Raw genomic sequence first — 25240 nt, forward strand, 5'->3', positions numbered from 1 at the left:
CCATGCCGTCGACGCCATCCGTGCTGGGCAATGTGACCCTGGGGTTCGAGCCCCAGTGGAACCGGCTGCGCCGCATCAGCGGCTACCGGCTCTGGGTCGACGCCCCCCAGCACAGCGCAGTGGACGCGACCCACCTGCTGCAGGCCCTGGGCGACAACTACCCCTTCAGTGGCCAACGCCCGCTGTGGCTTCACGTGCGCAACGAGCCCCTGCTGCTGTCACTGCTCGACCATGCGGCTGTTCCCGGCATCGGACTCATCATCCACCCCGAACTGTTGGCCGACGCGCTGCTGGCCGGCCGCGTGCGCGCGGCCCACGGACGCGGCACCGCACTGGTGTGGCATGGCCAGCCCGGGGCCCGCATGCCCGCCCAGCACGCGTCTTGGTTCAGCCAGGAGCTGCGGGCGCTTTCGCCCCAGGAATCGCTGCAGGCCTTGCGTTGTGCCCTGCGCCAGCACCACGACCCCGGGTTCGCTCCCGATGGCGGCGCAGGCAGTCCGCTGCAGCGTGGCGTAGTCTACGAAGGCTTGGCCACACCCTCCCTGGTGGAGCACGCCCTGGACCAGCAAGGCGCCGCCGCCGTGGTGGGCTGGCCCGCCGAAGAGGTGCTGCACCAGTACCGCTACCGCCAGATCCTGCCCGCGCAGGACGCCATCCTTGCCCTGATGCGGGCCCTGGACGACGATGCCTCGCTGGAACGGATCGAGCAGCTGCTCGGGCAGGAACCCCTGCTGACCTACCGCTTCCTGCGATGGATGAACTCGGCCGCCATGGGCCTGCAACGCGGCATCGACAGCGTGCGCCCGGGTCTCATGGCCGTGGGCCTGAGCCGCCTGCGCGAATGGCTGCTGGCCCAGCTGCCGCACGCCAACAGCGACCCGAACCTGGTTCCGGTGCGCTTTTCCATGGTGCTGCGTGCCCGCACCATGGAATTCCTGTGCGAAGCCGGTGCCGAGGAAGAGTTGCGCCGCGAGGTCTTCCTGTGCGGACTGTTCTCGCAGATGGACCTGCTGCTGGGCGAACCCCTGGGCAACGCCATGGCCCGCTTGCCGCTCAGCGGCCGCGTCGAATCCGCCATCCTGGGCCAGACCGGGCCCTACGCGCCTTGGCTCGAAGTGGCCACGGCACTCGAATCCAGCCACACCGGCATGATCCGCGAGGTCTGCCGCGCCCACGACGTGGCCCTGGAAGCCGCCAACCGGGCCTTGCTGCGGGCCCTGGCTGGAGCCGCGCACTGACGTGCGCGACGGGCAGGCTTCAGGCCTGACTCAACGGCAGGTTTCCTGCGCCGAATCGATCATCCGCTCCAAGGCAGGGCAGTAGACGTAGTCGATCGAGGTATTGGGTGTTTTGCCGTAGCGCACAGCGGCAACGCCAACCGGAGCTGTCAGGGGCTTGAATACCGTCTCGATATCCGGAACCGCGCCAAACGCTTGGGCAGGTTTGCTGTAGTCAATGGCACTGTCGACGCCACTCTGCAAAGCCCTGGCCCATTTTTCCATGTTGTCGACGAACTGTCGCCGTGCAGGGTCCTTTTCGACACCACCCGAGTTCCACTCTTCAGGGGTTGAATTGGGGAAGCCCACCAAAGCCAGGTTGATAAACAAACGCACTTCATAGAGCCGCCAGTTGGACTTGGAGTTCCGGACAATTACCTGCAGTCCGGGAACCGGCTGGTTGTAGATGCTGCGTGTCTGGTGGCTGACGATGAGACAGTTGTCGTTATGTCCGGAAACCTTGTTGACCCGCAGCGCATGCGGGATGGCCGGATTGCAGACGTTGGCGGAGAAATAACCATCCTCCGAACCACTGGACATCGACGAGGTGATGGCCATTTCAAGGAAGTACTCGCCATTGTGGGGGCTGACGAGGATCACTCGCCCGATCATCACATTCATGTTGTTGACGAAGTCCGCCAGGTCGGCAATCTGCCAGTTACGCCCACCCTTGTAGATGGCGCGCCCACCGATGGTGGCAGCGGGACCCAGCGCCTCATAGGTCTGGTAAGCCCGGAACTTGTTGTTCGGAAACAGTTCGTCTGCACCAGCCGCAAATGCACTGACACACAGGGCGGCCATGGAGAAGGCCGCAAGAAGTTTTTTCATATGAATCGATGTCGGACGTCCCGACCGTTTGAAGTTCACTCGGATTGAGCATCCTCAACCCCCCTTTCCAGCGACCGCTCCGGCCGGTGCACCGGCTCTCTCCGACAGCATCAGGCCGTCAGATGGCGCAGGCAGTGTAACGACGCCGGAGACCACTCCCAGCGCTACTGTTGCCCCCAACCTACATTTCGTCCCGTCGCCGCGCCAGCGTGTCCCAGAACTGTGCGTCCTGGGTGGTGGCGAAGTTGATGCGCATCAGGCTGCTGGGTGTGCGGTGGGCATGGAACAGCGCGCCGGGGGCCAGCAGGTAGCCCTCGTCGAGCATGCGCTGGCTCAAGGCTTCGGTGTCGACCCCGGTTTCGACCCAGCCGAACAGGCCGGCCGGTTCGGCCACGAACTGGCAGCCGTGGCTGCGGGCCAGCGTGGCGCTGCGTTGCCTGGCCGCATCCAGCCGCACGCGGATGCGCTCGGAATGGCGGCGCAGCTGGCCCTGTTCGATGCACCAGGCCAGTGACTTTTCCAGCAGGGCGGGCGTGGTCAGCGTGCACAACATCTTGGTGTCCACCAGCCGCTCCACCAGGGCGGTGGGCGCGGCCAGGTAGCCCACGCGCCAGTTCGGCGCCAGGATCTTGGCAAAGCCGCTGACGTAGATGGTGCGCTGCAGGCCGTCAAGCGCGCTCAGGCGCGGCGCATGGTCCGGCGCGAAGTGGCAGTAGGTGTCGTCCTCGACGATGTGGAAGTCGTACTGCTGGGCCAGCTGCAGCACGCGGTAGGCGCTCGAGGGCTGCAGGCAGTAGCCGGTCGGGTTGTGCAGCACGCTCACGCTCACGAACAGCTTCGGGGCGTGTTCCTGGGCATAGCGCGCCATCACCTCCAGGTCGGGGCCGTCGGCACGCCGCGGCACCGGCAGGATGCGCATGCCCAGGGCCTGCAGTCGCGCGAACTCCACCGCCCAGCCGGGTTCTTCCACCATCACGTAGTCGCCGGCGCGCAGCAGGGTACGGCTGACCACGTCGAGCGCATGGGTGGCACCCACGGTGGTGATGATCTGCTGCGGCGCTGCCTGCACCGACAGCGCCGCCAGCTTGGTCGACAGTGCGCGGCGCAGGCCCAGGTCGCCCGCGGGTTCGCCGTACTGCAGCGAGAACGCATTGAGCGCCTCCACGCTGCAGCTGCGGCGCACGGCGGTGGACAGGAAGCTGGTCTCCAGCCAGTCTTGCGGCAGCACCCCCAGCCCCGGCTGCGGCTTGCCGCTGACGCCATGGAACATGCCCCGGATCAAGGCGGTAGCACTCAGCGGCGGGCGGTTCGGCGCCCGCACCGGCGCGCCAGTCGCTATGGAATGCATAGCTGCCTGCGCAGGTTCTACCTGGGCCACACCCGATTCACGCACATAAAAGCCACGATTCTTGCGCGCTTCCACCAGGCCCTGGGCCAGCAGCTGGTCGTAGGCCCCCACCACGGTGGACGGGCTCACGCCCTGCTGGCGCGCACACTGGCGCACCGAAGGCAGGCGCGCCCCCGGCGCCAGCAGGCGGTCGCGGATGCGCTGGGCAAAGCGCCCCGCCAGCTGCTCGGTCAGCGTCTGGGTCGATGTCTTGAGCAACGCGGCCAGGGTCTCGGGCGGGGTCTGTGCTACCGGCATAAGCGATACAGTTTCAAAAATGTCTCCACGAACTGTACTGCAACTGTGCTGCCAATACCACTACAGTGTGTGCCATGAGCTTTGCTGCCCTGTCCTCCCAGGAGTGGGGTGCGCTGCTGGTGCTGGCCACGGCCACCAGCTTCACACCCGGCCCCAACACCACGCTGTCGACCGCCCTGGCGGCCAACCGTGGGCTGCGCGCCGCCCTGCCCTTCGTGCTGGCGGTGCCGGTGGGCTGGGGCCTGATGCTGGCCCTGTGCTACGCCGGCCTGGGTGCACTGGTGCAGGCGCAGCCGCTGCTGCGCAGCACCATCCAGTGGGGTGGCATCGCCTACCTGCTGTGGCTGGCCTCCTCGCTGGCCCGTAGCCGCACCCTGGCCCAGGCCGATGGCGCGCGATTGCAAGTAGGCTTCGGCCAGGGCGTGGCGCTGCAGTTCCTCAACATCAAGGCCTGGACCCTGGCGCTGACCCTGGTTGCCCAGTGGCTGGCCGGGCAGCCGAACAGTGCCGCCCGTTTTGCCGCCGTGCTGCCGGTCATGCTGGCCTACGCCTTCAGCAGCAACCTCGCCTACGCCCTGCTGGGCAGCGGCCTGCGCCACTGGCTCAGCGGCCCGCTGCGCCAGGGCCAGCCCAGCTACGCCCGGCTGCGCGGCTTCAACCGCAGCATGGCCGCACTGCTGCTGTTCACTGCCCTGTGGATGGCCGCCCTATGACAAGCCGCGCCATCGCACCCGACGACCGCCAGCGCCTGTGGGGCCTGTGGCTGGGTCTGCTGGGCATCTGTGTCTTTGCCGTCACCCTGCCCATGACCCGCCTCGCCACCGGCACCGTGGCTGCGCCCCAGCTGTCGCCCTGGTTCATCACCTTCGCCCGCGCCGTCATTGCGGCCGGCCTGTCGGCCGTGTTCCTGCTGGCCACGCGCTCGCGCTGGCCCAAGCCCGAAGAGCGCGGCCCGCTGTTCCTGGCCATGCTGGGCAACGCCCTGGGCTTTCCCGTCCTGCTGGGCTGGGCGCTGCGCCACGTGCCCTCGGGCCACGCCGCCGTGTTCACGGCGCTGCTGCCGCTGGCCACCGCCGCACTGGCGGCCTGGGTACTGCACCAGCGCGCACGCTGGGGCTTCTGGGTCTGTGCCGTGCTGGGCGCGGTGCTGGTGCTGGGCTTTTCGCTCTGGCGGGCCGCGCAGCAGGGCCACGGCTTTGCGCTGGAATGGGCCGACGCCTTGCTGGTAGGGGCGGTGCTATCGGCCGCGGTGGGCTACGTGTTCGGCGCCAAGGTGACCCCGGCGCTGGGGGCCGAGCGCGTCATCTGCTGGGTCTGCCTGATGGCGCTGCCGGTGTCCTTGCCCGGGGCCTTGCTGACCTGGCCACAGCAGCCTGTGGCACCCATCAGTTGGCTCGGGCTGGCCTACGTGGGCGTGTTTTCCATGTGGGCCGGGTTCTTTGCCTGGTACCGCGGCCTGGCCTGGGGCGGCACGCTGCGCGTGAGCCAGCTGCAGCTTCTGCAACCCTTCGTGAGCATGCTGGCCGCCGTGCCGCTGCTGGGTGAGGCACTGGAGGCCAGCACCATCCTGTTTGCCCTGGCCGTGGTCGCCACGGTACTGGTGGGCAAGCGCCTGGCCCAATAGGAACCACGTACCGATGAACACCGACACCCTGATCGCAGCCAGCCTGTTCGCGCTGGCCAGCTACATCACCCCGGGCCCCAACAACACCATGATCCTGAGCTCGGGCGTGCGCTTTGGCCTGCGCCGCTCCATTCCCCACCTGCTGGGCATCTGCCTGGGCTTTGCCTTCATGCTGGTAGCCGTGGGCCTGGGTCTGCACACGCTCCTGCACGACCACCCGGCGGTGCTGACCGCCATGCGCTGGGTCGGCGCGGCCTGGATGCTCTACCTGGCCTGGCAGCTCGCCACCTCCACCGGCGGCCTCTCTGCGGCAGGCGAAACCGAGAAGCCCATGACCTTCCTCGGTGCCAGCGCCTTCCAGTGGGTCAACCCCAAGGCCTGGGTCATGGCAGTCACGGCCATGAGCACCTACCTGCCGCCTGACGCCGGGTGGCTGGGCACCCTGCAACTGGCTGCGGTGCAGACCGTGGTGGGCTCGCCCTGCGTGCTGGTGTGGGCCGGCTTCGGCAGCGCCATGCGCCAGTGGCTGCAGGACCCGCTGCGCCTGCGCATCTTCAACATCGCCATGGCCCTGGCCCTGGTGGCCTCGCTCTACCCCCTGTTCACCTGAAACACCATGCAACTGCGCGACATTCCGTTTGGCACCACCGATTGGTCCGAGGTACCGGTCGAAGAAAAGTCGGCCCTGGCGGGCCGCGCCCTGTGGCGCACGCGCCAGTTCGGCGAGGTGCGGGTGCGCATGGTGGAATACACCCCGGGCTACGTGTCCGACCACTGGTGCGTCAAGGGCCATATCCTGCTGTGCCTGCAGGGAGAATTGCACACCGAACTTGAAGACGGCCGCCAGTTCGTGCTGCGCCCCGGCATGAGCTACCAGGTGGCGGACAATGCCGAACCGCACCGCTCGACGGCCCCCCAGGGTGCGACCCTGTTCATCGTTGACTGACCCTTTGCCCAACCCTTGTTTTCCCAGGAGCCCTGCATGACACCCCACTGGACCCTCGCCGAACGCGCTGCCAAGATGAACCCTTCCGTGATCCGCGAGATCCTGAAAGTGACGGAGCGCCCCGGCATCATCAGCTTTGCCGGTGGCCTGCCCTCGAGCAAGACCTTCCCCGTGGCCGAGTTCGAAGCCGCCTGCGCCAAGGTACTGTCCAAGGACCCCAGCGGCGCCCTGCAGTACGCCGCCAGCGAGGGCTATGGTCCGCTGCGCGAACTGGTGGCCGAGCAGCTGGGCCGCCAGAGCGCGGCCGCCGGCGTGCCCTGGAAGGTAGACCCGGCGCAGGTGCTCATCACCACCGGCTCGCAGCAGGGCCTGGACCTGGTGGCCAAGATCCTGATCGATGCGGGAAGCCGCGTACTGGTCGAGTCGCCCACCTACCTCGGTGCCGTGATGGCCTTCACGCCCATGGAGCCCACCGTGGTCAGCGTGGCCAGCGACGACGAGGGCCTGGACATGGCAGACCTTGCTTCGAAAACGCCAGACGCGCGCTTCCTGTACGTGCTACCCAACTTCCAGAACCCCACCGGCCGCACCATGAACGAAGCACGCCGCGCCGCGCTGGCCGCCCATGCCCAGGCCACGGGGCTGCCCATCATGGAAGACAACCCCTATGGCGACCTGTGGTTCGAGCAGGCGCCTGCCGCACCGCTGACCGCACGCAACCCCGAGGGAGGCATCTACCTCGGATCGTTCTCCAAGGTGTTGGCCCCGGGCCTGCGCATGGGCTTCATCGTGGCGCCCAAGGCGGTGTACCCCAAGCTGCTGCAGGCCAAGCAGGCCGCCGACCTGCACAGCCCCAGCTTCAACCAGCGCCTGATTTTCGAGGTGATGCAGGACGGTTTCCTCGACCGCCACGTGCCCACCATCCGCGCCCTGTACAAGGGCCAGCGCGACGCCATGCTGGCCAGCCTGGCGCAGCACTTCCCGCAAGGGGGCAACCCCGACGACACCCTAACCTGGAACACCCCGGCCGGTGGCATGTTCCTGTGGGCCCGCCTGCCCGCCGGCATGAACGCCGTGGACCTGCTGCCCCACGCGGTGGACAAGGGTGTGGCCTTTGTGCCCGGCGCACCGTTCTACGCCGGCCAGGGCGACGCCCGTGCCATGCGCCTCTCGTTCGTGACCCCCAGCGTGGAAGAGATCCAGCGCGGTGTGGCGGCATTGGCCCAGGCGATTGCCGAACAGCGCGGCCGCTGACAAGGACATCACCATGCTGCACCTGTGGGGACGCATCACGTCCATCAACGTACGCAAGGTGGTCTGGGCGGTGCAGGAGTGCGGCGTGCCGTTCGAGCGCACCGACGCCGGGCGCCAGTTCGGCATCGTCGACACCCCGGCCTACCAGGCCCTGAACCCCAACGCCCTGGTGCCCACGCTGCAGGACGGCGACCTGGTGCTGTGGGAGAGCAACGTCATCGTGCGCTACCTCTGCGCCAAATATGGTGCCGAGGGGCTGTACCCCGCCGACCTGGCTGCGCGCTTCGATGCCGAGCGCTGGATGGACTGGCAGCAGACCACGCTCAACCGCGCCGGTGGCCAGGCCTTCTACCAGTGGATACGCACCGCGCCCGAACAGCGCGACATGGCCGCCATTGCGGCCTCGGTGGCGGCCACCGTGCCGCTCTTGCGCCAGTTGGATGCCCACCTGCAGCGCCAGCCCTTCATGGCCGGCCAGCACTTCACCATGGCCGACATTCCCATCGCCTGTGAGGTGCACCGCTGGGTGAACCTGCCCCAGCCCACTCCCCACCTGCCGGCGCTGGAACGCTGGTACCAGCAGGTATCGACGCGCCCCGCCACCCGCGGCGTGCTTGACATTCCCCTGGCGTGACCGCCAGTCGCTACACATTTCATAGCTGCCTGCGCAATTCCCACGCGGGCCAGAGGCCAAAATGACCACCAAAACCCTTCGCAAGCGGCCGCTTTCGCAGGTCGACGTGTTCACCGACACCCCCTACTACGGCAACGCGCTGGCCGTGATGCACGACGGCACCGACCTGTCGGAAGCCGATCTGCAGCGCTTTGCCGCCTGGACCAACCTGGCCGAAACCACCTTCCTGCTGCCACCCACCCCCGAAGGCGCGGCAGCCGGGGCCGACTACCGCGTGCGCATCTTCACCACGGCCTACGAGATGCCCTTTGCCGGCCACCCCACGCTGGGCTCCTGCCATGCCTGGCTGCAGGCCGGTGGCCAGCCCAAGGCAGGCGACACCATCGTGCAGGAATGCGCCGTGGGCCTGGTGCGCATCCGCCGCACGGCAGGCCAAGGAGGCGAGCGCCTGGCCTTTGCGGCCCCGACCCTCAGCCGCAGCACGCCCGAGCCCGCCGTGGTGGCGCAGCTGGCGCAGGCGCTGGGCATCACCACCGACCAGATCGTGGCAGCGCAGGCGCTGAACAACGGTCCGCGCCATTTCGGTCTGCTGCTCGATGACCCGCAGACCGTGCTCGCGATCGAGCCGGACCGCGAGGCCCTGCGCGCCTGGTGCCAGGCCACCGGCAACACCGGCGTGGGCTTTGCCGCACCCTATGTGCAGGACTCGGGCAGCGCCCTGATCAAACGCTCCAACCGCGAGGCGCGGGCCTTCGGCACGCCGTCTGCACCCGACAGCACCGGAGTGGACCTGGAGGTGCGCTTCTTCGCCAACGACCTGGTGGTGAACGAAGACCCGATCACCGGCAGCTTCAACGCCAGCCTGTCGCAGTGGCTCATTGCCGATGGCCACATGCCCAGCCGCTACACCGCCGCCCAGGGCCGCTGCATTGGCCGCGAGGGCCGCGTGTTCATCGAGCGCGACGCGCAGGGGCAGGTCTGGGTGGGCGGCCAATCGGTCACCTGCATCTCGGGTATCGTGTCGGCATGAGCGACACCCCCCAGGCACAGACTCCCCCCGCATCCAGCGCATCGGCCACAGCCGCGGCCGTGCCGCCGCGCTTCGTCACCGGCTCGCTGTTGCGTCACATTGCCGTCATGGCCGGCACCGGCGCCATCGGGCTGGTGGCCATCTTTGCGGTGGACCTGATCAACCTGCTCTACCTCTCGCTGCTGGGCGACCAGGACATCACGGCGGCCGTGGGCTTTGCCGGGGTGGTGGGCTTCTTTCATCTGTCGCTGTACATCGGGGTGATGATCGGCATGGTGGCCACGCTGTCCCGGCGCATCGGTGCCCGCCAGCACGACGAAGCCCGCGCGCTGGCGAGCTCAGCACTGGCCTGGGTCGTCATCGTTTCGCTGGCGCTGACGGTGCTGAACCTGGTGTTCCTGGACCCGTTGCTGCGCCTGCTCGGAGCCCAAGGGCGGGCGCTGGAGCTGGCCCATGGCGTGCTGGTCATCGTGCTGCCGTCCACCGTGCTGCTCGGTGTGGGCATGGCTTGCACCGCCGTGCTGCGCTCGGTGGGCGATGCGCGCCGCTCCATGCTCGTGACCCTGCTGCCAGCGCTCGCCACCACCTTGCTCGACCCGCTGTTCATCTTTGTCTTCGATCTCGGGCTGACCGGTGCCGCACTGGTGCTGCTGATTGCGCGCTGTGTGCTCGCCGGGGTAGGCCTGCATGGCGCCTGGAAGGTGCACCACATGCTGCACCGCCCCGACCCTTCGCGCCTGCTGGCCGACGCGCGCACCCTGGGGAGTGTGACCGGCCCGGCCGTGCTGACCAACCTGGCCACCCCCGTGGGCGCGGCCTACGTCACACACAGCATCGCTGCCTTCGGTGCCTCGGCCGTGGCCGGACAGGCCACCATCGAGCGCCTCACGCCCGTGGCCTTCGGCGTGATCTACTCGCTCAGCGGTGCCGTCGGGCCGGTGCTGGGGCAGAACCTGGGCGCCAAGCAGTTCGAGCGCGTGCGCCAGGGCCTGCGTGCGAGCCTGGGCTTCATGGTGCTGGCGGTGCTGGCTGGCTGGCTGGCGCTGGCGCTGCTGCAGGGCCCGCTGGTGCGCCTGTTCGGCCTGGAAGGCACGGCCGCCGCCATGGTGTACGCCTTCTGCAGCTGGATCGCGGGCAGCTTCCTGTTCATGGGCGCGCTGTTCGTGGCCAACGCCGCCTTCAACAACCTGGGCAAGCCGCTGTGGTCCACCGGCTTCAACTGGGCCCGCGCCACCCTGGGCACCATCCCCTTTGCCTGGTGGGGCGCCCAGTACGGTGCTGTGGAAGTGCTCTGGGGCCAGGCAGCAGGCGCGGTAGTGTTCGGCAGCCTGGCCATGGGCGCGGCGTTCTACCTCGTGGCGCGGCTGGGGCCCAAGCCGGCGCCGGGTCAAAACTGAATTGCTACTGATTTTCTAGCGACCTACGCAATATCCACGGGGGCTAAGGGCTAAAAATGCAAAGTTTCAGGCGAGCCAGCCGCTGCGAAACGACAAGCCCGCCACCACGAAGGCCACCGACAGTACGGTGACGAAGCCCACGCGCCGCGCCATGGCCGGCAGCGTGGCCGCGCGCAGGGTGGGGATGATGCGCAGCCGGGCGTCCAGCGCCGTGAGCACGGTCGCTGCCAGCAGCACCAGCTTCAGGCGAACGAGCGCCTCCACCGGGTTGGTGGGTGCCAACCAGTGCGCCCACTGCGGCGCCTGCTGGCTGGCCAGCCACAGCCCGCTGGCCACCTGCAGCAGCAGCGCGGGCATGCCGATCTTCTCGAAACCCTGCTCGAAATCGAGCAGGATGCGCGGGTCGCGCGCACGCAGGGCGCGCGGCAATACGGTGCTGGCCAGCACCAGGTGCCCGCCGGTCCAGACCGTGGCGGCCAACAGGTGCGCCAGCAGGACAACGTGGTACATCGGCAACTTCTCCCTCCATTCCGCTGCACAGTGTAGGAGCGCTGTCGCAGCCTTGACATGACAAATGTCATGCCCCGCCTACATTGGCGCCATGGGAACACTCTATTTGGTACGCCACGCCCAGGCTTCGTTTGGTGCCGACAACTATGACCAGCTCAGTGCCTTGGGCGAGCGCCAGAGCGTGCGCCTCGGCGAATACTTTGCGCAGCAGGGCATCACCTTTGACGCAGCCCTGTGCGGCACCCTGCAGCGCCACGTGCAGACGTTTGCGGGCATCGCCCAGGGTGCAGGTCTGGCGCTGGAGCCGCTGGCCTGGCCTGGCCTGAACGAGTTCGACAGCGAGGCGCTGATCCACGCCATCCACCCCCACCCGCTGGAGCGCCCCACCGACCCGAAGGACGCCAAGCAGCACTTTCGCCTGCTGCGCGACGGCCTGGCGGCGTGGATGGCCGGGGTGGTGAGCCCGCAGGGCATGCCGAGCTACGACGCCTTCGTGGAAGGCGTGATGTCGGCCCTGGCGCATGTGCGCGCCAACTGCAGCGGCAATGTTCTGCTGGTAAGCAGCGGCGGGCCCATCTCCACCGCGGTCACCCACATCCTCGGGGCGCCTCCCGAGACCAGCATCACGCTGAACCTGCGCATCCGCAACATCGCCGTCACCGAGATGGCCTTCAACCCCAAGCGCTGCGAGCTGTTCACCTTCAACACCCTGCCGCACCTGGACACCGCGCCCTACCGCGACTGGATCACCTACGCCTGAGCGGGACACGGGCGGCTCGAAGACTGGGCGGCAGAAGGCGCTGCCTACAATGCGCCGATGAAGAAAATCCCCCTGTGCTGCGCCGCAGCGCTCCTGGCCACTGGCGCGCATGCGGCCCCCCTGCTGCGCTGCGAGGTCACCTACGCCGGAACCACCCACACCGTGCAGGCCAATGTGGTTTCCGACCCCTACCCCGTGCCCTCGGTCGATATCGGCGGGCGCTTCCACTTCAAGCCCGTCATGGTGGGGCAGGGTCAACGCGTGGAGTACATCAAGCTCTACAGCTACCTCGACACGCGCAAGGGGCCGCTGCTGATCCAGGCCGTGCGCTACTTGCCGCCCTTTCCTGCGCCAGCCAGCGGCAGCGAAGCCGTGAACCTGACGGGCACGCAGTTCCTCTACGCCGGGCCGGTGGAGCGCGAGCTGCAGTACCAGTGCTTTCTGCAGGGGGTGCAACCATGAAGCGCCATGCTGTGCTGTGCGCACTGGCGCTCTGCTGCGCCGCCTTCGGCGCCCACGCCGCCGAAACCGTGAAACTGCTGTTCGCGGGCGACGTGGTGCTGGACGACACCGCCGGGGCCATGATCGCGCGCGGCGACGACCCGTTCCAGGGTTTCGCCCCGCTGTTTGCCCAAGCCGACATCCGCCTGGCCAACCTGGAATGCGTGATCGCCACCACCGGCAGTGCCGGGGACAAGAACTACACCTTCCGCGCCCACCCGCGCGTGCTGCCGGTGCTCAAGAAACACTTCGACGCGCTGGCCCTGGCCAACAACCACTCGGGCGACTACGGACGTGAGGCCTTTGCCGAAATGCTGGGCTTGTTGAAGGACGCGGGCATCGGCCAGTTCGGCGGCGGGCACAACCTGCGCGAAGCCCATACCCCGCTCATCATCGAGCGCAAAGGCATTCGCATTGCGCTGCTGGGCTACAACGAGTTCATGCCACGCAGCTTCGAGGCCGACTACAACGCCCCCGGCAGTGCCTGGAGCGAAGACGAACGGGTGGTGGCGGACATTCGCGCGGCACGCACGGTGCACCGCGCCGACCTCGTCATCCCCGTGATGCATTGGGGCTGGGAGAACGAACTGGTGGCCAACGCCCGCCAGCGCCAACTGGCCCGCACCATGGTCGCCGCGGGTGCCGACGCCGTGATCGGCGGCCACCCCCATGTGCGCCAGGACATCGAGATCATCAACGGCAAACCCGTGGTCTACAGCGTGGGCAACTTCGTGATGAAGGAAACCGACAACGCCAACCAGCGTATCGGCTGGGTGCTGGAGCTGAATCTCGACCGGAGTGGGGTGGCGTCGTGGCGCACGCATACGGCGGCGATTGACATGGAGGGGATTTCGACACCTGCTTCCGTTCCCAGCAGTCCGTGTGGGGAGCGGGGGCAGACGCAGCCTGGCGTTTGTAGCACTGCGCCCTGAGTTCGTTCGGGCTGCGCTTGTCCTAGCTCCATCTGTTGACGCGCGCTGCGCTGTAGGCCGGGGCGCGCCCCGGCAGCCGCCTTCATTTCTTTTGCTTCGCCAAAAGAAACGAAGCAAAGAAAAGGCGAGCCGGATGCGTCGGCCCTTCGGGCTCACTGCGTTGCTCGTGCGGGGCGGGAGGCGCGCAAACTCGCCCTGCGGGCTCAAACAGCGCGCGCCTCTTCATCCGCCCCACCCTGCGCTACTCGACTCCGCATGACGGCGGGGGACCGCACGCGCCATCGCTTCGCTCGGCGCGGATCGGGGGGGGGCGGGGGGGGGCGAATTTGGCGGTAGCCCTCGTACGCATTGCGCAAGTCGCTATAAATTCAAAAGCGTTTGAGCATCAACTTCAGGCTGGATAGCAGTCAATCAGGCTTTGGCTGGCATTCATTTGGACTCTCCGTAAGTCAAATTGGTTTGGGCTGCGAGGGCGTCAAATTTCTCGCTGTCAATATGTGAGCGTCCGTGCGCCGAGCAAGTAAACCTGCCACCGAGTTCGGGCAAGCTGCCTACAACTCCACCAGATGTGCTGAAGTATTTGTACTGTGCAATCTGTTCGCCTGTATCCAAATCGATAATCCGGCGAACTTGCCGATCGATAGGTATGGCATAGCCTTTCAGCGTTTCAGACTGCGCATCCAGTTCGCGTGCCCGCTTCGTGTTCGCCGCCGCGGGACTGATTTCCAGCCGCCCGTCCTCCGCACAAATTTTTTCGAACTGCCACATGCCAATGAGGTGGTCGGCAAGCGGGCCCACCAACAACAGAGGAAGAAGCAACGACCGCAGCAGCCTTGCTTTGGGCCGCTGCAATCCCAACCAGCGCGGGACGTTGACCGTCAGGTATATCGCTAGCAACAGCCACAACACGACCGCGCCTAAGAACATCAATCCAATCAACTTGTAGCCCTCGACATCCGCATGAAACTGGAATCCAAATTGCGCTTACCAATGGCAGCTTTCGCCCAAAGGCGAAGTTTCAAAAGTCAAACAATACCACCCGCGCCGAGCACAGCGATGACGCGTGACTGCCCCCTTCCCCTCTGGCTGCGCCGAGGAGCGCAGCAGACGCTGGAAAAAGGGGCGCGCGCTGTTTGAGCGAAGCGAGTTTGCGCGCCCCCCAGCGGCTGCGAGCACCGCAGGTTGCCCGAAGCGCAGCGGAGGGACGCAGACAGCGGGGTCGCCTTCTTTTGCATCCTTTTCTTGGCGAGCAAGAAAAGGATGTCGCCCGCCGGGGCGAGACCCGGCCTGCAGCGCAACAAGCACAAAAAACTTAGGTGCGAGCGGCACCGCATTCGCTACCAAATAAATAGCTGCTTACGCAATACCCACGGTGACTAGAGCCAATTTTGAAGCGTAGACAAAGGCAACCGATGCACTTCCCCCAGCATCGTAGCCAACGCCCTTCCTGCCGCCTCCACCAAGGCAACTCCCTTCGCCGCAGTAGCCACCGAAGCATTCCCCACAGCACCGGCAGCGTTGTAGTCCTGCATGGCCCAGGACAGCTTGGCCGAGCGGCCATTGCCCAGCACCGGAAACTGCCTTGAGCGGTCTTCCGACGTGGACGCAAAGTTCTGCGCCTGGGCCATGTCCACCTGCTGCGGGCACAGCGCCAGCATCATGCTGGTCTCGATGTCCCCGGCGTGGATACCGAAGCGGTGCTCATGGGCATCGAACAGGGCGTTCACGTCATCGCCCCGCGCATCCAGCAGCGGCAGGCCATACCAGTTGACGCTGTAGACCAGCATGCCGAAGCGCTGGCGCAGGTCGCGCCCCACCACGTCCATCAAGCCCACCTGGCCGCCATGGGCGTTGAACAGCACCAGCTTCTTCACGCCGCTGGCGGCCACGCATTCGCCGAGCTCGGTCCACAAGCGAATCACGGTCTCGGCCTTGAGCGTGAGCGTGCCGCCAAACGCCGCATGTTCGGGCGAAAAGCCCACGGCCTGGGTGGGCAGGAACAGGGTGCGCTGGGTGGTGTCGAGGTGCGCCAGGCTGGCCGCCACCACGCCGTCCACCAGGGTGGTGTCCACGTTCAGGGGCAGGTGGGGCCCGTGCTGTTCGGTGGCACCGAGCGGCAGCACGGCCACGGTGTCGGCCACGGTGCCGTCGGCGCGCCAGCGGTCAAAGTCGGCGGTGCTGCAGTCGGCCCAGCGGTGCGTGCGCTCAATGGAAGAGAAAGTCATGCAGGTAGACGCAAGGCAGGCAGCGGTAGCAGTCAGGCGGTAGTGGGGTCCACCACCGGTGCCTGCAGGGGCAGCACCAGGGTAAAGCAGGCCCCTTGGCCGGGCGCGCTGGCCACCATGATGGTGCCGCCCAGGGCGTCGCGCACCAGGTTGTAGACGATGTTCAGGCCCAGCCCGCTGCCACCGCGCCCGAGCTTGGTGGTGAAGAAGGGGTCGAACACGCGCTCCAGGTGCGCCGCCGGGATGCCGACGCCGTTGTCCTGCACGGTGAGCTTGACGTGGCTGTCTCCCTGCTCCTCGGCCGAAATGCTGACCACGCCGTGCGCGATGCCCTCGAAGGCGTGCACCATGGCGTTGTTGATGAGGTTGGTGAGCACCTGGCCCAAGGGGCCGGGGTAACTTTCGAGCGACAGCGTGGCCGGAATATCGGTGCGCACCTCGTGCGAGGTCTTGCGGATGCTGGGCCCGAGCGTGAGCAGGATTTCCTCCACCGTATCGTGCAGATTGAAGCGGCGGCGGTTGACGCTGGTCTGGTCCACCGCCACCTGCTTGAAACTGGCCACCAGGTCGGCCGCATGGCGCAGGCTGCGCAGCAGGATGCCGGTGCCTTCGCGCGTGTTGGCGACATAGTTCTCCAGGCGGCTGCGGGTGAGGCCTGAAGCCATGGCCGCGCCGAAGTCGCGCGTCTGGTCGGCCATGGTGCTGGCCACGGTGAGGCTGTTGCCGATGGGGGTATTGAGCTCGTGGGCCACGCCCGCCACCAGTGAGCCCAGGGCCGAGAGCTTTTCGCTGCGTACGAGTTCGGACTGGGTAGCCTGCAGGCGTTCCATGGCTTCGGTGAGCTCCTGGGTGCGCTCGTTGACGCGCTGCTCCAGGGTGGCATTGAGTGCGCGAATCTCGCCCTCGATGCGGCGCTTCTCGGTCACGTCGACGAAGGCCAGGATCAGCAGCGACTCCCCTTCGAGGGTGATGGTGCGTCCGGTGATGGAGACCAGGATGTCCGCGAGGTCATCGCCGCGGCACATCCAGACCTCGGTGTCATCGATGGCCCCGGTCTGCGACAGCTGCGCAATCATGGCCTCGCGGTCGGTCTGGTTGCGCCAGACGCCGTTGGAGGTGCCACTGGAGTCGACGATCTCGGAGCGACTGCGGTGGAACATGCGCTCCCAGGCGCCATTGAGGTCACGCACCCGGAAGTCCCCGCCGTGGTGCGACACGGTCATGGCCACGGGTGAACCGTCGAAGATGGCCGCGAACTTGGCCTGGCTGAACACCAGGGCGGCCTCGGTGCGGCGGCGCTCCTGCAGCTCGTGCTCCAGCTCGCGGGTTTTCTGCTCGCGTTCGCTCAGCAGCGCCGCCAGGTTCTGGCGCATGCGGTCCAGCCCGCCAGAGAGGGTGCCGAACTCGTCGGCCCGGAACCAGTGGAAGGGGCGCGAGAGGTCGCCTGCGGCCATGCGTGTGGTGCCCGACTCCAGATCGCGCAGCGGGCGGATCATGCGCCGCTCCAGCAGCATGAGGATGAAGGCAAAGGAGATCACAACCTGCGTGAGCAGGGCCAGGCCCAGTTTGGCGAGGTCCACCAAAAATTCGCGCTTGATGCGGGTGGTACTCATCTCGACCACGAGGTGGCCCACACGTTTGCCGCTGTAGGTGACCGGGCGCTCTTCGCGCAGGATGTCGCCCTCCACCAGGCCTTCCACCTGGCGCTTGACGAACACTTCGCGGTATTCGTCCGACACCGTGACCCGCGCCACGTCGGGGTTGCGCATGACGGCATCCACCAGCTCGGTGGCCACGCCACGGTCCAGGTTCCAGATCGCTACGGCCACGCCGCGGGCCAGCACATCGGCGTACTGCTGCATGGGCAGGGTCACGCGCAGTTCCACTTCCTTTTCCAACCGACTCGTCACCTGGAAATAGGCCAACACCAGGGCCGGCAGCAGGATGCTCAAACCAGCCCCCAGCACCAGCGTTTGCCGTACGGACAGGGTTCTCAGTGGGCGCCAGCGCAGAAGTGGGGTCATCGTCGGTTGTGGAGGCACGCCCGCCTGGAGCAGCGCGTGCAGTCTACGGACACTGTAGTGGCAATTGCCTGCTCAGGCAATACACCACAGTGCATGCTACCGCAAGTCAGTGACTGCCGGCGTGCATCTGCTGGCGCTGGTCCGCGCCCCTGCGCCGGCTGCGCGACTTGTCCACCGGCGGCAGCAAGCCCTTGAGTGACTCGGGCTGCACGTGGGCACCGCTGGCGGCGTAGTCGGCCAGCAGCGCCGCACGCACCGGTGTGGCATCCAGCCCACGCACCGTGACCAGGTGGGCAAACAGGGCGTCCACCAGCGCATCGGGCGTCCACCCCATGGTCTTGCCATGCTGCGCCCACAGCCAGGTGGAGAAGGCCCAGAAGTGGGCGAAGGGCGCGGCCCCCAGCAGCAGCGGCAGGGTGCGGGAAAACCGGCCGGAGTTGGCCACCAGATCCCAGTAGCGGGCAAAGCGGGTGAAGGCCTGCATCTGCTCCAGAGGTACATCGGCCGTGGCCTGCACGGTGTAGGGCGGCTGCGGGTCGTAGACCATGCCCCACGCCTGGGTGTGGCGGGCAATGGGCGTGCCGCGCAGGCGCTTGAGGATGCCGACCTGGATTTCATGCGGGCCCAGCGCCCACAAGGTGTCGAAGCCCTGCGCGAAGCTCTCCAGCGTTTCGCCGGGCAGGCCAAAGATGAGGTCGGCGTGCAGGTGCGCCGTGGACTGCCGCGCCAGCCAGCGCAGGTTGGCCTGGGTGCGCGCGTTGTCCTGCTTGCGCGAGATGCGCTTTTGCACCTCCACATTGAAGGTCTGGATGCCCACTTCGAGCTGCAGCGTGCCGGCGGGAAAGCGCGCCAGCAGTTCCTTGAGCCGGTCCGGCAGGTGGTCGGGGATGACCTCGAAGTGCGCCATGAAATCGGGTTCGCCTGCACCGGGCGCGGGCAGCTTGGCGAGGAAGAATTCGAGGATGCGGGCCGAAGCGTCGATCTTGAGGTTGAAGGTGCGGTCCACGAACTTGAAGTGCCGCACCCCGCGCTGCCACAAGGTCTGCAGCGCCTGCATGAAGGCATCCTGCGGAAAGCTCCAGGCGGTCTTGTCCAGCGAACTCAGGCAGAACTCGCAGCGAAAGGGGCAGCCACGCGAGGCCTCGACGTAGATGACGCGGTGGGCCACATCCTCGTCGGTGTACTCGCCGTAGGGCATGTCCAGCTGCTCCAGCGCTGGTTGCTCGCCGGCAATCACCTTCATCAGCGGCTGCGGGCCATGCACCAGGGCGCGGCACAGCTTGGGGAAACTCACGTCGCCCCAGCCGGTGATGACATGGTCGGCCCAGGCGACCACGGGCTGGGTATCGAGCTCGTGGCTGACCTCGGGGCCGCCCAGCACGATGACCAGGTCGGGCCGTGCGGTTTTGAGCGCCCGCACCAGTTCCGTCGTCTGCGCCACGTTCCAGATGTAGACCCCCAGCCCGAGGATGGCACGCTCGACCCCGTCCACGGCCTGCAACAGATCCTGGGCGGTCTCTTCGACGGGGCGGTTGATGGTGTATTCGCGCAGGCAGCTTCCGGCGCGCAGGTCGTCTCCGCCGTAGCGCGCCATGTTGGCCAACAGGCAGCGCAGTCCCAAGCTGGCGTGGATGTAGCGGGCGTTGAGCGTGGCCAGCACGATGCGGAAAGTCATGGGGCTATTATCGGCAGCATGACCGCCCCCCGCCCGCGCAACACCACCGGAGACTCCTTCTGCGCCTGGGACGGCGATGTGCTGGTGCTCAATGTGCTGGGCAAACCGGCGGCAGCGAAGGACGCCATCGGCAAGCCCAAGGGCACGCAGCTCAAGATCAGCGTCACCGCCCAACCCAAGGACGGCAAGGCGACCGACCACATGGTGCGCTACCTGGCACCGCTGTTCGGCGTGGCGGTGAAGGACATCGAGGTCGTCTTCGGCCAGGAAAACGTGAACAAGCAGCTGCGCATCAAGGCCCCCAAAAAAATGCCTGCGGTGGTGGCGCAGGCATTGGGGTTGGACGAACGCAGCACATAGCTGCGATCCATGGGAAAGAGGTCAGAACGAGTAACTGATGCCGAACGACAGCAAGGGGAAATACTTGAGATTGTTGATGGCGTCCTGAACCTTCTGGTTCTGGGCATCGACATCGGCCTGGGTCACACCGGCTCCGGTGGCGGTGAGCGTGGACTTGGGATTCTGGAACATGACGCCGAAATCCATGTTGAAGCCCAGGCCCTTGTCCATCTTGGGTTTGATGCCATAGCCGATGCCCAGGTAGGGGGTGATGCCATCGCTCATCTTGGCTTCGGCATTCACGGTCGCCGTCTTTCCATTCACCTGCCCGGTTCCGCTCACGGTGATCTTGTTGTTGTTGGCCAACGCCCCGGCGCTCACGCGAAAGCCCTCGCCCAGCGGGTACCAGTCGCCCACCAGCATCACCGAGTTCCAGTCCACCTCCACAGTGAGGTTGGAACCGGAGCCGAAGTCCCCCACATCCCCCGAGAACTTCTGCTTGGGCAGGTAGTTCAGTTGGCCGCGCAGGGCCCAGTTGGGACTGACCGAGGCGGCATAGCCCAGCCCCAGCCCATTGGTTCCGAGTTGCGTGTAGGCGGTACCGTTCTCACCCGCCTGTGTGGCCAGAGGCAGGAGGGCGGCCAGGCCGGCGATGATGGTCAGTTGACGTATTGCATTCATGAAAGAGACTCCCTGGGTTGAAACAATGCTGCGCATGCGGGTTATACGGCCTTACCCTTCACCAGCATTACAAAACTTTACCCCAGCCTGTTCCCTCCGCCCGTCCACGGGTGGACAATAGCGGCCAACGGAGGTTCCGTACCGCTGGCGGCTGGCCGTAGCCGCGTTTCACACAGGAGTTCATCCATGAAAAAAATCGCTCTCGCCCTGGCCTGCACCGCACTGGCCACCCCCCTGGTCTTCGCGCAGGCCAAGAATTTTGAAGGTTTGAGCCTGAGTGCATCTCTGGCCAATGCCAAGTCCACCATCGACACCACGGGCGCAGCATCCATTGATGGCACCAGCACTGGGCTGGACCTGAATGCCCAATACAACTGGGCACTGGGCCAGGAATTCGTGCTGGGCGTCGGCGTCAACATGGGAACCGGCAGCAACAAGGCGGGCACTTCCGGCACTACCGATGTGGTCACAAAGAATCGCTATGCCCTGGAATTCACACCGGGCTTCGCCGTCTCTAAGGACGTTCTGATCTACGGAAAGATCGCCTCTTTGAGTGCGACCGTCGACAGTGGCACGAACACCGACGTATCTGGCATCGGGTATGGTCTGGGCGTACGTGGCATGGTCGACAAGAACACGTTCTGGCAGGTTGGTTACGACTCCAACAAGTACGACGAAAAGAACAGTTCGACTCTGAAGTCCACCGTCTTCTCCCTAGGCATCGGCTACAAGTTCTGACCCCCCTTGCTGTACCAGAAAGACCCACTTCGGTGGGTTTTTTTGTTTCAGCGATACTTGCAGCGCTGGCGCCTGCGGCATCCGCCGTCGGCGACGCCCGAAGCCATGACCACCCGTTCCCACCCTCTCCCCCTGCCCCTTGCTACGCTCTGGCGCACTGCAGTCGCTAGCTTTTTAATAGCTACCTGCACCCATGCCGCCTCGGCCCAAGCCGTATTTGGCCCACAAAACGCTTCCTCTGCCGGTCCGGTAGACCTGACCGCCCAGCCCCCCAGCGCCGTGGTGCAGACCGAGCAGGTGCGTGCCGAACTGGTGGCCCATGCCCCGCAAGGCCTGGGGCCGGGCAAGCCGCTGCAGCTGGGCCTGTGGCTGCAGCACCAGCCGCACTGGCACACCTACTGGAAGAACCCCGGCGACTCGGGCCTGGCAACCAACCTCAACTGGACCCTGCCCGCGGGCTGGACGCTGGGCGACATCCTGTGGCCTACCCCGGCCAAGCTGCCGGTAGGCACCTTGGCCAACTATGGCTACGAGGGCAGCGTGCTGCTGCCCGTGCCCGTGACCCTGCCCAAGACTGCCGTCAAGGGCGAGACCGTGAAAGTGGCCTTGGAGGCCTCCTGGCTGGTGTGCGAGAAGGAATGCGTGCCGCAGGACGGCAAGTTCGTGCTGCAGCTGCCGGTGGCCACCGCCAGCACCGCCCACGCGGACCTGTTTGCCACCCACGCGCAAGCTGTGCCGCAGCCCCTGGTCGGCAAGGCCACGGCCACCCCCACGCCGCAGGGTCTGCGCCTGGAAGTGACGGGCCTGCCAGCCGCCTGGGCTGGCAAGGCACTCACCCTGTTGCCCGAAACACCCGAGCTGCTGGAGCCCCGCACCACCCCCGACAGCACCCAGAAGACGACCAGCGATGAGCCAACGCCGACCACGCAGTCCTGGCGCAACGGCAGCTGGAGTGCGCTGGTGCCCTACTTCAGCTTGCGCAGTGCCACGCCGACCGACATTCCCATGGTGCTGGGCCTGGGCACGCAAGGCGTCAGCTTCACCGCCACGGTGGAAGGCCCGTGGCCCGAACCGGCCAAGCCCGATGCCACACCAGTGGCCCACACCCCGGCAGCAACGGCAGGCGGTTCGGAAACACCCGCCAGCCTGCCCTGGGCCCTGGCCGCTGCGCTGCTGGGCGGGCTGATCCTGAACCTGATGCCCTGCGTGTTTCCGGTGCTGGCCATCAAGGTGCTGGCTTTTGCCAATGCCGACGAGCGCGCACGCCGCGACCACCATGTGCAGGGCCTGGCCTACACCGCCGGCGTAGTGGGCTCCATGCTGGCCCTCGCGGGCCTGATGCTGGCCCTGCGCGCCGGGGGCGAGCAGCTGGGCTGGGGCTTCCAGCTGCAAAGCCCGGGGGTGCTGGCCGCCTTGGCCCTGCTATTCACCCTCATTGGCCTGAACCTGGCGGGGGTGTTCGAGGTCGGCAACCTGCTGCCCTCGCGGCTGGCGGCGCTGGAGGCGCGCCACCCTGCCGTGGACGCCTTCCTGTCCGGGGTGCTGGCCGTGGCCATTGCCTCGCCCTGCACCGCCCCGTTCATGGGCGCCTCGCTGGGCTATGCCATCGGCCTGCCCGCGGTGCAGGCGCTGGCGGTGTTCGGCGCGCTGGGCCTCGGGCTGGCCCTACCTTACCTGCTGGCCAGCTGGGTGCCGCAGGTGGCACGCTGGTTGCCGAAACCCGGTGCCTGGATGGCGCAGTTGCGCCATTTCCTGGCCTTCTTCATGTGGGGCACGGTGGCCTGGCTGCTGTGGGTGCTGGGGCACATCACCGGGCTGGACGGCGCCATGAGCCTGGGGGTGCTGCTGCTGGGCGTGGCCCTGCTGGTGTGGGCGCTGAACCAGCAAGGGCGTTCGCGCACCGTGCTTGCTATTGTTTCCGCAGCACTTCTCGCCCTGTTGGCGGGGGCTATCGGCCAGAACGTCACCAGAGAGTTGCCTCAGGAGACTGCCGACGCCAGCGGTGCCAAGGCCGGTGTGGGGCAGTGGCAGCCCTGGTCGGCAGCGGCAGCGCAGGCCCACCTCGCGGCCGGCCACCCGGTGTTCATCGACTTCACCGCCGCCTGGTGCATCACCTGCCAGTACAACAAGAAGACCACCCTGTCCGACCCGGCGGTACTGGCCGACTTTGCGTCCAAGGACGTGCAGCTGCTGCGTGCCGACTGGACGCGGCGCGACCCCGCCATCACCCAGGCCCTGCAGGCACTGGGGCGTTCGGGCGTGCCGGTGTATGTACTGCAGGCCCCGGGCCAGGCGCCGCAGGTGCTGTCCGAAGTGCTGAACAGCACCGAGTTGCGTGCTGCCATCGCCAAACTCTGATTACCCGCCCCATGACGCTGGAAGACGATATCCGCCACATCCTGCAGACCACCCGCACCTGTGCCGTGGTGGGCCTGTCGCCCAAGCCGCACCGCGACAGCTACCAGGTAGCCCGCGTGCTGCAGGCCCATGGCTGGCGCGTGCTACCCGTGAACCCGGCGGCGCAGGGCAGTCAAATCCTCGGTGAAATGGTATACGCCACGCTGGCCGATGCAGCCAAGGAACATGCCATCGACCTGGTGGATGTGTTCCGCAACAGCGAGGACGCGGGCGCGGTGGTCGATGAGGCGATTGCTGTCCAAGCCCCAGCGGTATGGCTGCAGTTGGGCGTGGTCAACGACGCGGCCATCGGACGCGCCCGCGCCGCCGGATTGCGCGCCGTGCAGGACCGCTGCACCAAGATAGAAATCACCCGCCATTCTTGACCTGCGTCAAGCACGCTGCGGCCAAGTGCGGCGCACAGCCTGCGACAATCGGGGGATGAGCACCCCGACCTTTGCCCCCCTGCACAACGACACCTTCCTGCGTGCCTGCACGCGCCAGGCCACGGCCTACACCCCGCTGTGGCTGATGCGCCAGGCCGGGCGTTACCTGCCCGAATACTGCGCCACGCGCGCCAAGGCCGGCAGCTTCATGGGCTTGGCCACCAACCGCGACTACGCCACCGAAGTCACGCTGCAGCCGCTGGACCGCTACCCGCTCGACGCGGCAATCCTGTTCTCTGACATCCTGACCGTGCCCGACGCCATGGGGCTGGGGCTTTCGTTTGCTCAGGGCGAAGGCCCGCGCTTTGCCAAGAACGTGCGCGACGAAGCCGCTGTGGCGGCCCTCGAAGTGCCCGACATGGCCAAGCTGCAGTACGTGTTCGATGCGGTGTCCAGCATCCGCAAGGCGCTGACCGTGGACGGCAAGGGCCGCGTGCCGCTGATCGGTTTTTCCGGCAGCCCCTGGACCCTGGCCTGCTACATGGTGGAAGGCGGCGGCAGCGACGACTACCGCCACGTCAAGACCCTGATGTACAGCCGCCCCGACCTGATGCACCGTGTGCTGGCGGTGAATGCCGACGCCGTGGCCGCCTACCTGAACGCCCAGATCGACGCCGGCGCGCAGGCCGTGATGGTGTTCGACAGCTGGGGCGGCGTGCTGGCCGACGGCGCCTTCCAGGAATTCAGCATGGCCTACACCAAGCGCGTGCTGGCGCAGCTGAAGCGCACCGACGCCCAGGGCCACTACATTCCGCGCATCGTGTTCACCAAAGGCGGCGGCCTGTGGCTGGAGCAGATGGGCACGCTGGACTGCGATGTGCTGGGTCTGGACTGGACCGTAAACCTGGGTCGCGCCCGCGCACTGGTGGGCGGTGCCGAAAACGGCCCCGGCAAGGCACTGCAGGGGAACATCGACCCCAACGTGCTGTTCGCCCCGCCTGCCGCCATCCAGACCGAGGTGGCCAAGGTGCTCGACAGCTTCGGCACACCCTACACCGGCACCGGTACGGGCCCGACGCACATCTTCAACCTGGGCCACGGCATCAGCCAGTACACCCCGCCCGAGCATGTGGCCGCGCTGGTGGAAGCGGTGCACAGCCATTCGCGCCGGCAGCGCCAGGCGGCCTGACGCGCACGTCAACCCACCCACCGGGCCCGGCCCGGTTTTTTTGTGCCCGGCGCTAGCACAAAAAAGGCCGAATTCGGCCTCTGCTGTTGCACTTATACACAAAAATCAACGTCACCTAGTGTTTACCCTAGGCCCGCTTGCAGATCGCGCTATGAAAGCCGTAGCGCGCGTAAGTTGTTGATTTATAAGGATTCTGAAAAATTGCTGAATTTCTGGGCAATGTGTGCAAAGCCTTGATTTTCAAGGCT

25 protein-coding genes are annotated in these 25240 nt (G+C 66.6%); 17 read left to right on the forward strand and 8 right to left on the reverse strand.

Annotated features, from left to right (window positions below; all coding sequences use genetic code 11):
- Positions 1-2: 2 nt before the first annotated feature.
- Complete coding sequence (locus tag RQP54_RS19410) at positions 3-1238, forward strand: HDOD domain-containing protein (RefSeq protein ID WP_315680206.1); 1236 nt, start codon at positions 3-5, stop codon at positions 1236-1238.
- A 30-nt stretch (positions 1239-1268) separates the two neighbouring features.
- On the opposite strand, the gene RQP54_RS19415 is transcribed toward RQP54_RS19410, so the two are convergent.
- Positions 1269-2144, reverse strand: a complete 876-nt coding sequence (locus RQP54_RS19415) for a hypothetical protein (protein WP_315680208.1) — start codon at positions 2142-2144, stop codon at positions 1269-1271.
- Between the two features lie 142 nt (positions 2145-2286).
- Positions 2287-3750 (reverse strand): PLP-dependent aminotransferase family protein, encoded by a 1464-nt coding sequence (locus RQP54_RS19420; protein ID WP_315680210.1) that lies wholly within the window; start codon positions 3748-3750, stop codon positions 2287-2289.
- 74 nt (positions 3751-3824) lie between these two features.
- On the opposite strand from RQP54_RS19420, the gene RQP54_RS19425 reads away from it, so the two are divergent.
- The 8 genes from RQP54_RS19425 (at position 3825) to RQP54_RS19460 (ending at position 10635) form a co-directional block, all read left to right on the forward strand.
- Complete coding sequence (locus tag RQP54_RS19425; protein ID WP_409997592.1) at positions 3825-4463, forward strand: LysE family translocator; 639 nt, start codon at positions 3825-3827, stop codon at positions 4461-4463.
- The gene (locus RQP54_RS19430) at positions 4460-5374 is read left to right on the forward strand and encodes a DMT family transporter (protein ID WP_315680211.1); all 915 of its coding nucleotides are present in this window, start codon (positions 4460-4462) and stop codon (positions 5372-5374) included. Before RQP54_RS19425 ends, RQP54_RS19430 begins: the two co-directional genes overlap by 4 nt.
- 13 nt (positions 5375-5387) lie before the next feature.
- Positions 5388-5984, forward strand: a complete 597-nt coding sequence (locus RQP54_RS19435) for a LysE family translocator (RefSeq protein WP_315680213.1) — start codon at positions 5388-5390, stop codon at positions 5982-5984.
- A 6-nt stretch (positions 5985-5990) separates the two neighbouring features.
- Positions 5991-6320, forward strand: coding sequence for a DHCW motif cupin fold protein (locus RQP54_RS19440; protein ID WP_315680215.1), 330 nt, complete (start codon positions 5991-5993; stop codon positions 6318-6320).
- A gap of 36 nt (positions 6321-6356) precedes the next feature.
- A complete protein-coding gene (locus tag RQP54_RS19445; protein ID WP_315680216.1) occupies positions 6357-7574 on the forward strand; it encodes a PLP-dependent aminotransferase family protein in 1218 nt (405 codons plus the stop codon).
- A gap of 13 nt (positions 7575-7587) precedes the next feature.
- The gene (locus RQP54_RS19450) at positions 7588-8208 is read left to right on the forward strand and encodes a glutathione S-transferase (RefSeq protein WP_315680218.1); all 621 of its coding nucleotides are present in this window, start codon (positions 7588-7590) and stop codon (positions 8206-8208) included.
- Positions 8209-8269: 61 nt separating this feature from the next.
- Entirely contained in the window at positions 8270-9238 is a 969-nt protein-coding gene (locus RQP54_RS19455; protein WP_315680220.1) for a PhzF family phenazine biosynthesis protein, read from the forward strand.
- On the forward strand, positions 9235-10635 hold the full coding sequence (locus RQP54_RS19460; RefSeq protein ID WP_315680221.1) for an MATE family efflux transporter: 1401 nt from the start codon (positions 9235-9237) through the stop codon (positions 10633-10635). Before RQP54_RS19455 ends, RQP54_RS19460 begins: the two co-directional genes overlap by 4 nt.
- A 66-nt stretch (positions 10636-10701) precedes the next feature.
- Here the strand turns inward: RQP54_RS19460 and RQP54_RS19465 are convergent, their stop codons facing one another.
- Complete coding sequence (locus tag RQP54_RS19465) at positions 10702-11145, reverse strand: CopD family protein (protein WP_315680222.1); 444 nt, start codon at positions 11143-11145, stop codon at positions 10702-10704.
- A gap of 91 nt (positions 11146-11236) precedes the next feature.
- Between RQP54_RS19465 and RQP54_RS19470 the strand changes: the two genes are divergently transcribed.
- From RQP54_RS19470 to RQP54_RS19480, 3 genes are read left to right on the forward strand one after another with little or no spacing between them, the layout of a single operon-like run.
- Positions 11237-11905, forward strand: a complete 669-nt coding sequence (locus RQP54_RS19470) for a histidine phosphatase family protein (RefSeq protein WP_315680223.1) — start codon at positions 11237-11239, stop codon at positions 11903-11905.
- A 57-nt stretch (positions 11906-11962) separates the two neighbouring features.
- Positions 11963-12367, forward strand: coding sequence for a hypothetical protein (locus RQP54_RS19475; protein WP_315680224.1), 405 nt, complete (start codon positions 11963-11965; stop codon positions 12365-12367).
- Complete coding sequence (locus tag RQP54_RS19480) at positions 12364-13338, forward strand: CapA family protein (protein WP_315680225.1); 975 nt, start codon at positions 12364-12366, stop codon at positions 13336-13338. The genes RQP54_RS19475 and RQP54_RS19480 overlap by 4 nt, the downstream gene beginning before the upstream one ends.
- A 429-nt stretch (positions 13339-13767) precedes the next feature.
- Here the strand turns inward: RQP54_RS19480 and RQP54_RS19485 are convergent, their stop codons facing one another.
- The 4 genes from RQP54_RS19485 to RQP54_RS19500 form a co-directional block, all read right to left on the reverse strand.
- On the reverse strand, positions 13768-14265 hold the full coding sequence (locus tag RQP54_RS19485) for a hypothetical protein (RefSeq protein WP_315680227.1): 498 nt from the start codon (positions 14263-14265) through the stop codon (positions 13768-13770).
- A 449-nt stretch (positions 14266-14714) separates the two neighbouring features.
- On the reverse strand, positions 14715-15563 hold the full coding sequence (locus RQP54_RS19490; RefSeq protein ID WP_315680228.1) for a creatininase family protein: 849 nt from the start codon (positions 15561-15563) through the stop codon (positions 14715-14717).
- 32 nt (positions 15564-15595) lie between these two features.
- Complete coding sequence (locus RQP54_RS19495; RefSeq protein ID WP_315680229.1) at positions 15596-17587, reverse strand: ATP-binding protein; 1992 nt, start codon at positions 17585-17587, stop codon at positions 15596-15598.
- Between the two features lie 106 nt (positions 17588-17693).
- A complete protein-coding gene (locus RQP54_RS19500; RefSeq protein WP_315680230.1) occupies positions 17694-19262 on the reverse strand; it encodes a B12-binding domain-containing radical SAM protein in 1569 nt (522 codons plus the stop codon).
- Between the two features lie 18 nt (positions 19263-19280).
- Here RQP54_RS19500 and RQP54_RS19505 point away from each other — a divergent pair, with 18 nt between their 5' ends.
- Positions 19281-19622 carry a DUF167 family protein gene (locus RQP54_RS19505; protein WP_315680231.1) on the forward strand — a complete coding sequence of 114 codons (342 nt, stop codon included), beginning with the start codon at positions 19281-19283 and terminating at the stop codon, positions 19620-19622.
- A 21-nt stretch (positions 19623-19643) separates the two neighbouring features.
- On the opposite strand, the gene RQP54_RS19510 is transcribed toward RQP54_RS19505, so the two are convergent.
- Positions 19644-20282 (reverse strand): hypothetical protein, encoded by a 639-nt coding sequence (locus tag RQP54_RS19510; RefSeq protein WP_315680233.1) that lies wholly within the window; start codon positions 20280-20282, stop codon positions 19644-19646.
- A 186-nt stretch (positions 20283-20468) separates the two neighbouring features.
- Here RQP54_RS19510 and RQP54_RS19515 point away from each other — a divergent pair, with 186 nt between their 5' ends.
- The 4 genes from RQP54_RS19515 (at position 20469) to hemE (ending at position 24992) form a co-directional block, all read left to right on the forward strand.
- Positions 20469-21020, forward strand: coding sequence for an outer membrane protein (locus RQP54_RS19515; protein ID WP_315680234.1), 552 nt, complete (start codon positions 20469-20471; stop codon positions 21018-21020).
- Between the two features lie 105 nt (positions 21021-21125).
- Entirely contained in the window at positions 21126-23378 is a 2253-nt protein-coding gene (locus RQP54_RS19520) for a protein-disulfide reductase DsbD family protein (protein WP_315680236.1), read from the forward strand.
- A gap of 11 nt (positions 23379-23389) precedes the next feature.
- Positions 23390-23803, forward strand: coding sequence for a CoA-binding protein (locus tag RQP54_RS19525; protein WP_315680237.1), 414 nt, complete (start codon positions 23390-23392; stop codon positions 23801-23803).
- 55 nt (positions 23804-23858) lie between these two features.
- A complete protein-coding gene (gene hemE / locus RQP54_RS19530) occupies positions 23859-24992 on the forward strand; it encodes a uroporphyrinogen decarboxylase (RefSeq protein WP_315680239.1) in 1134 nt (377 codons plus the stop codon).
- Positions 24993-25240 lie beyond the last annotated feature (248 nt).

It is taken from the genome of Curvibacter sp. APW13 (genome assembly GCF_032337135.1).
GTDB lineage: Bacteria > Pseudomonadota > Gammaproteobacteria > Burkholderiales > Burkholderiaceae_C > Allorhodoferax.

What these genes read in the sequence shown, in the direction of transcription:
- RQP54_RS19410 (WP_315680206.1), top strand. Translation starts at nt 3, where the DNA reads ATGCCGTCGACGCCATCCGTGCTGGGCAATGTGACCCTGGGGTTCGAG.
- RQP54_RS19420 (WP_315680210.1), bottom strand. Translation starts at nt 3,750, where the DNA reads ATGCCGGTAGCACAGACCCCGCCCGAGACCCTGGCCGCGTTGCTCAAG.
- RQP54_RS19425 (WP_409997592.1), top strand. Translation starts at nt 3,825, where the DNA reads ATGAGCTTTGCTGCCCTGTCCTCCCAGGAGTGGGGTGCGCTGCTGGTG.
- RQP54_RS19430 (WP_315680211.1), top strand. Translation starts at nt 4,460, where the DNA reads ATGACAAGCCGCGCCATCGCACCCGACGACCGCCAGCGCCTGTGGGGC.
- RQP54_RS19435 (WP_315680213.1), top strand. Translation starts at nt 5,388, where the DNA reads ATGAACACCGACACCCTGATCGCAGCCAGCCTGTTCGCGCTGGCCAGC.
- RQP54_RS19440 (WP_315680215.1), top strand. Translation starts at nt 5,991, where the DNA reads ATGCAACTGCGCGACATTCCGTTTGGCACCACCGATTGGTCCGAGGTA.
- RQP54_RS19445 (WP_315680216.1), top strand. Translation starts at nt 6,357, where the DNA reads ATGACACCCCACTGGACCCTCGCCGAACGCGCTGCCAAGATGAACCCT.
- RQP54_RS19450 (WP_315680218.1), top strand. Translation starts at nt 7,588, where the DNA reads ATGCTGCACCTGTGGGGACGCATCACGTCCATCAACGTACGCAAGGTG.
- RQP54_RS19455 (WP_315680220.1), top strand. Translation starts at nt 8,270, where the DNA reads ATGACCACCAAAACCCTTCGCAAGCGGCCGCTTTCGCAGGTCGACGTG.
- RQP54_RS19460 (WP_315680221.1), top strand. Translation starts at nt 9,235, where the DNA reads ATGAGCGACACCCCCCAGGCACAGACTCCCCCCGCATCCAGCGCATCG.
- RQP54_RS19465 (WP_315680222.1), bottom strand. Translation starts at nt 11,145, where the DNA reads ATGTACCACGTTGTCCTGCTGGCGCACCTGTTGGCCGCCACGGTCTGG.
- RQP54_RS19470 (WP_315680223.1), top strand. Translation starts at nt 11,237, where the DNA reads ATGGGAACACTCTATTTGGTACGCCACGCCCAGGCTTCGTTTGGTGCC.
- RQP54_RS19475 (WP_315680224.1), top strand. Translation starts at nt 11,963, where the DNA reads ATGAAGAAAATCCCCCTGTGCTGCGCCGCAGCGCTCCTGGCCACTGGC.
- RQP54_RS19480 (WP_315680225.1), top strand. Translation starts at nt 12,364, where the DNA reads ATGAAGCGCCATGCTGTGCTGTGCGCACTGGCGCTCTGCTGCGCCGCC.
- RQP54_RS19485 (WP_315680227.1), bottom strand. Translation starts at nt 14,265, where the DNA reads ATGTTCTTAGGCGCGGTCGTGTTGTGGCTGTTGCTAGCGATATACCTG.
- RQP54_RS19490 (WP_315680228.1), bottom strand. Translation starts at nt 15,563, where the DNA reads ATGACTTTCTCTTCCATTGAGCGCACGCACCGCTGGGCCGACTGCAGC.
- RQP54_RS19495 (WP_315680229.1), bottom strand. Translation starts at nt 17,587, where the DNA reads ATGACCCCACTTCTGCGCTGGCGCCCACTGAGAACCCTGTCCGTACGG.
- RQP54_RS19500 (WP_315680230.1), bottom strand. Translation starts at nt 19,262, where the DNA reads ATGACTTTCCGCATCGTGCTGGCCACGCTCAACGCCCGCTACATCCAC.
- RQP54_RS19505 (WP_315680231.1), top strand. Translation starts at nt 19,281, where the DNA reads ATGACCGCCCCCCGCCCGCGCAACACCACCGGAGACTCCTTCTGCGCC.
- RQP54_RS19510 (WP_315680233.1), bottom strand. Translation starts at nt 20,282, where the DNA reads ATGAATGCAATACGTCAACTGACCATCATCGCCGGCCTGGCCGCCCTC.
- RQP54_RS19515 (WP_315680234.1), top strand. Translation starts at nt 20,469, where the DNA reads ATGAAAAAAATCGCTCTCGCCCTGGCCTGCACCGCACTGGCCACCCCC.
- RQP54_RS19520 (WP_315680236.1), top strand. Translation starts at nt 21,126, where the DNA reads ATGACCACCCGTTCCCACCCTCTCCCCCTGCCCCTTGCTACGCTCTGG.
- RQP54_RS19525 (WP_315680237.1), top strand. Translation starts at nt 23,390, where the DNA reads ATGACGCTGGAAGACGATATCCGCCACATCCTGCAGACCACCCGCACC.
- hemE (WP_315680239.1), top strand. Translation starts at nt 23,859, where the DNA reads ATGAGCACCCCGACCTTTGCCCCCCTGCACAACGACACCTTCCTGCGT.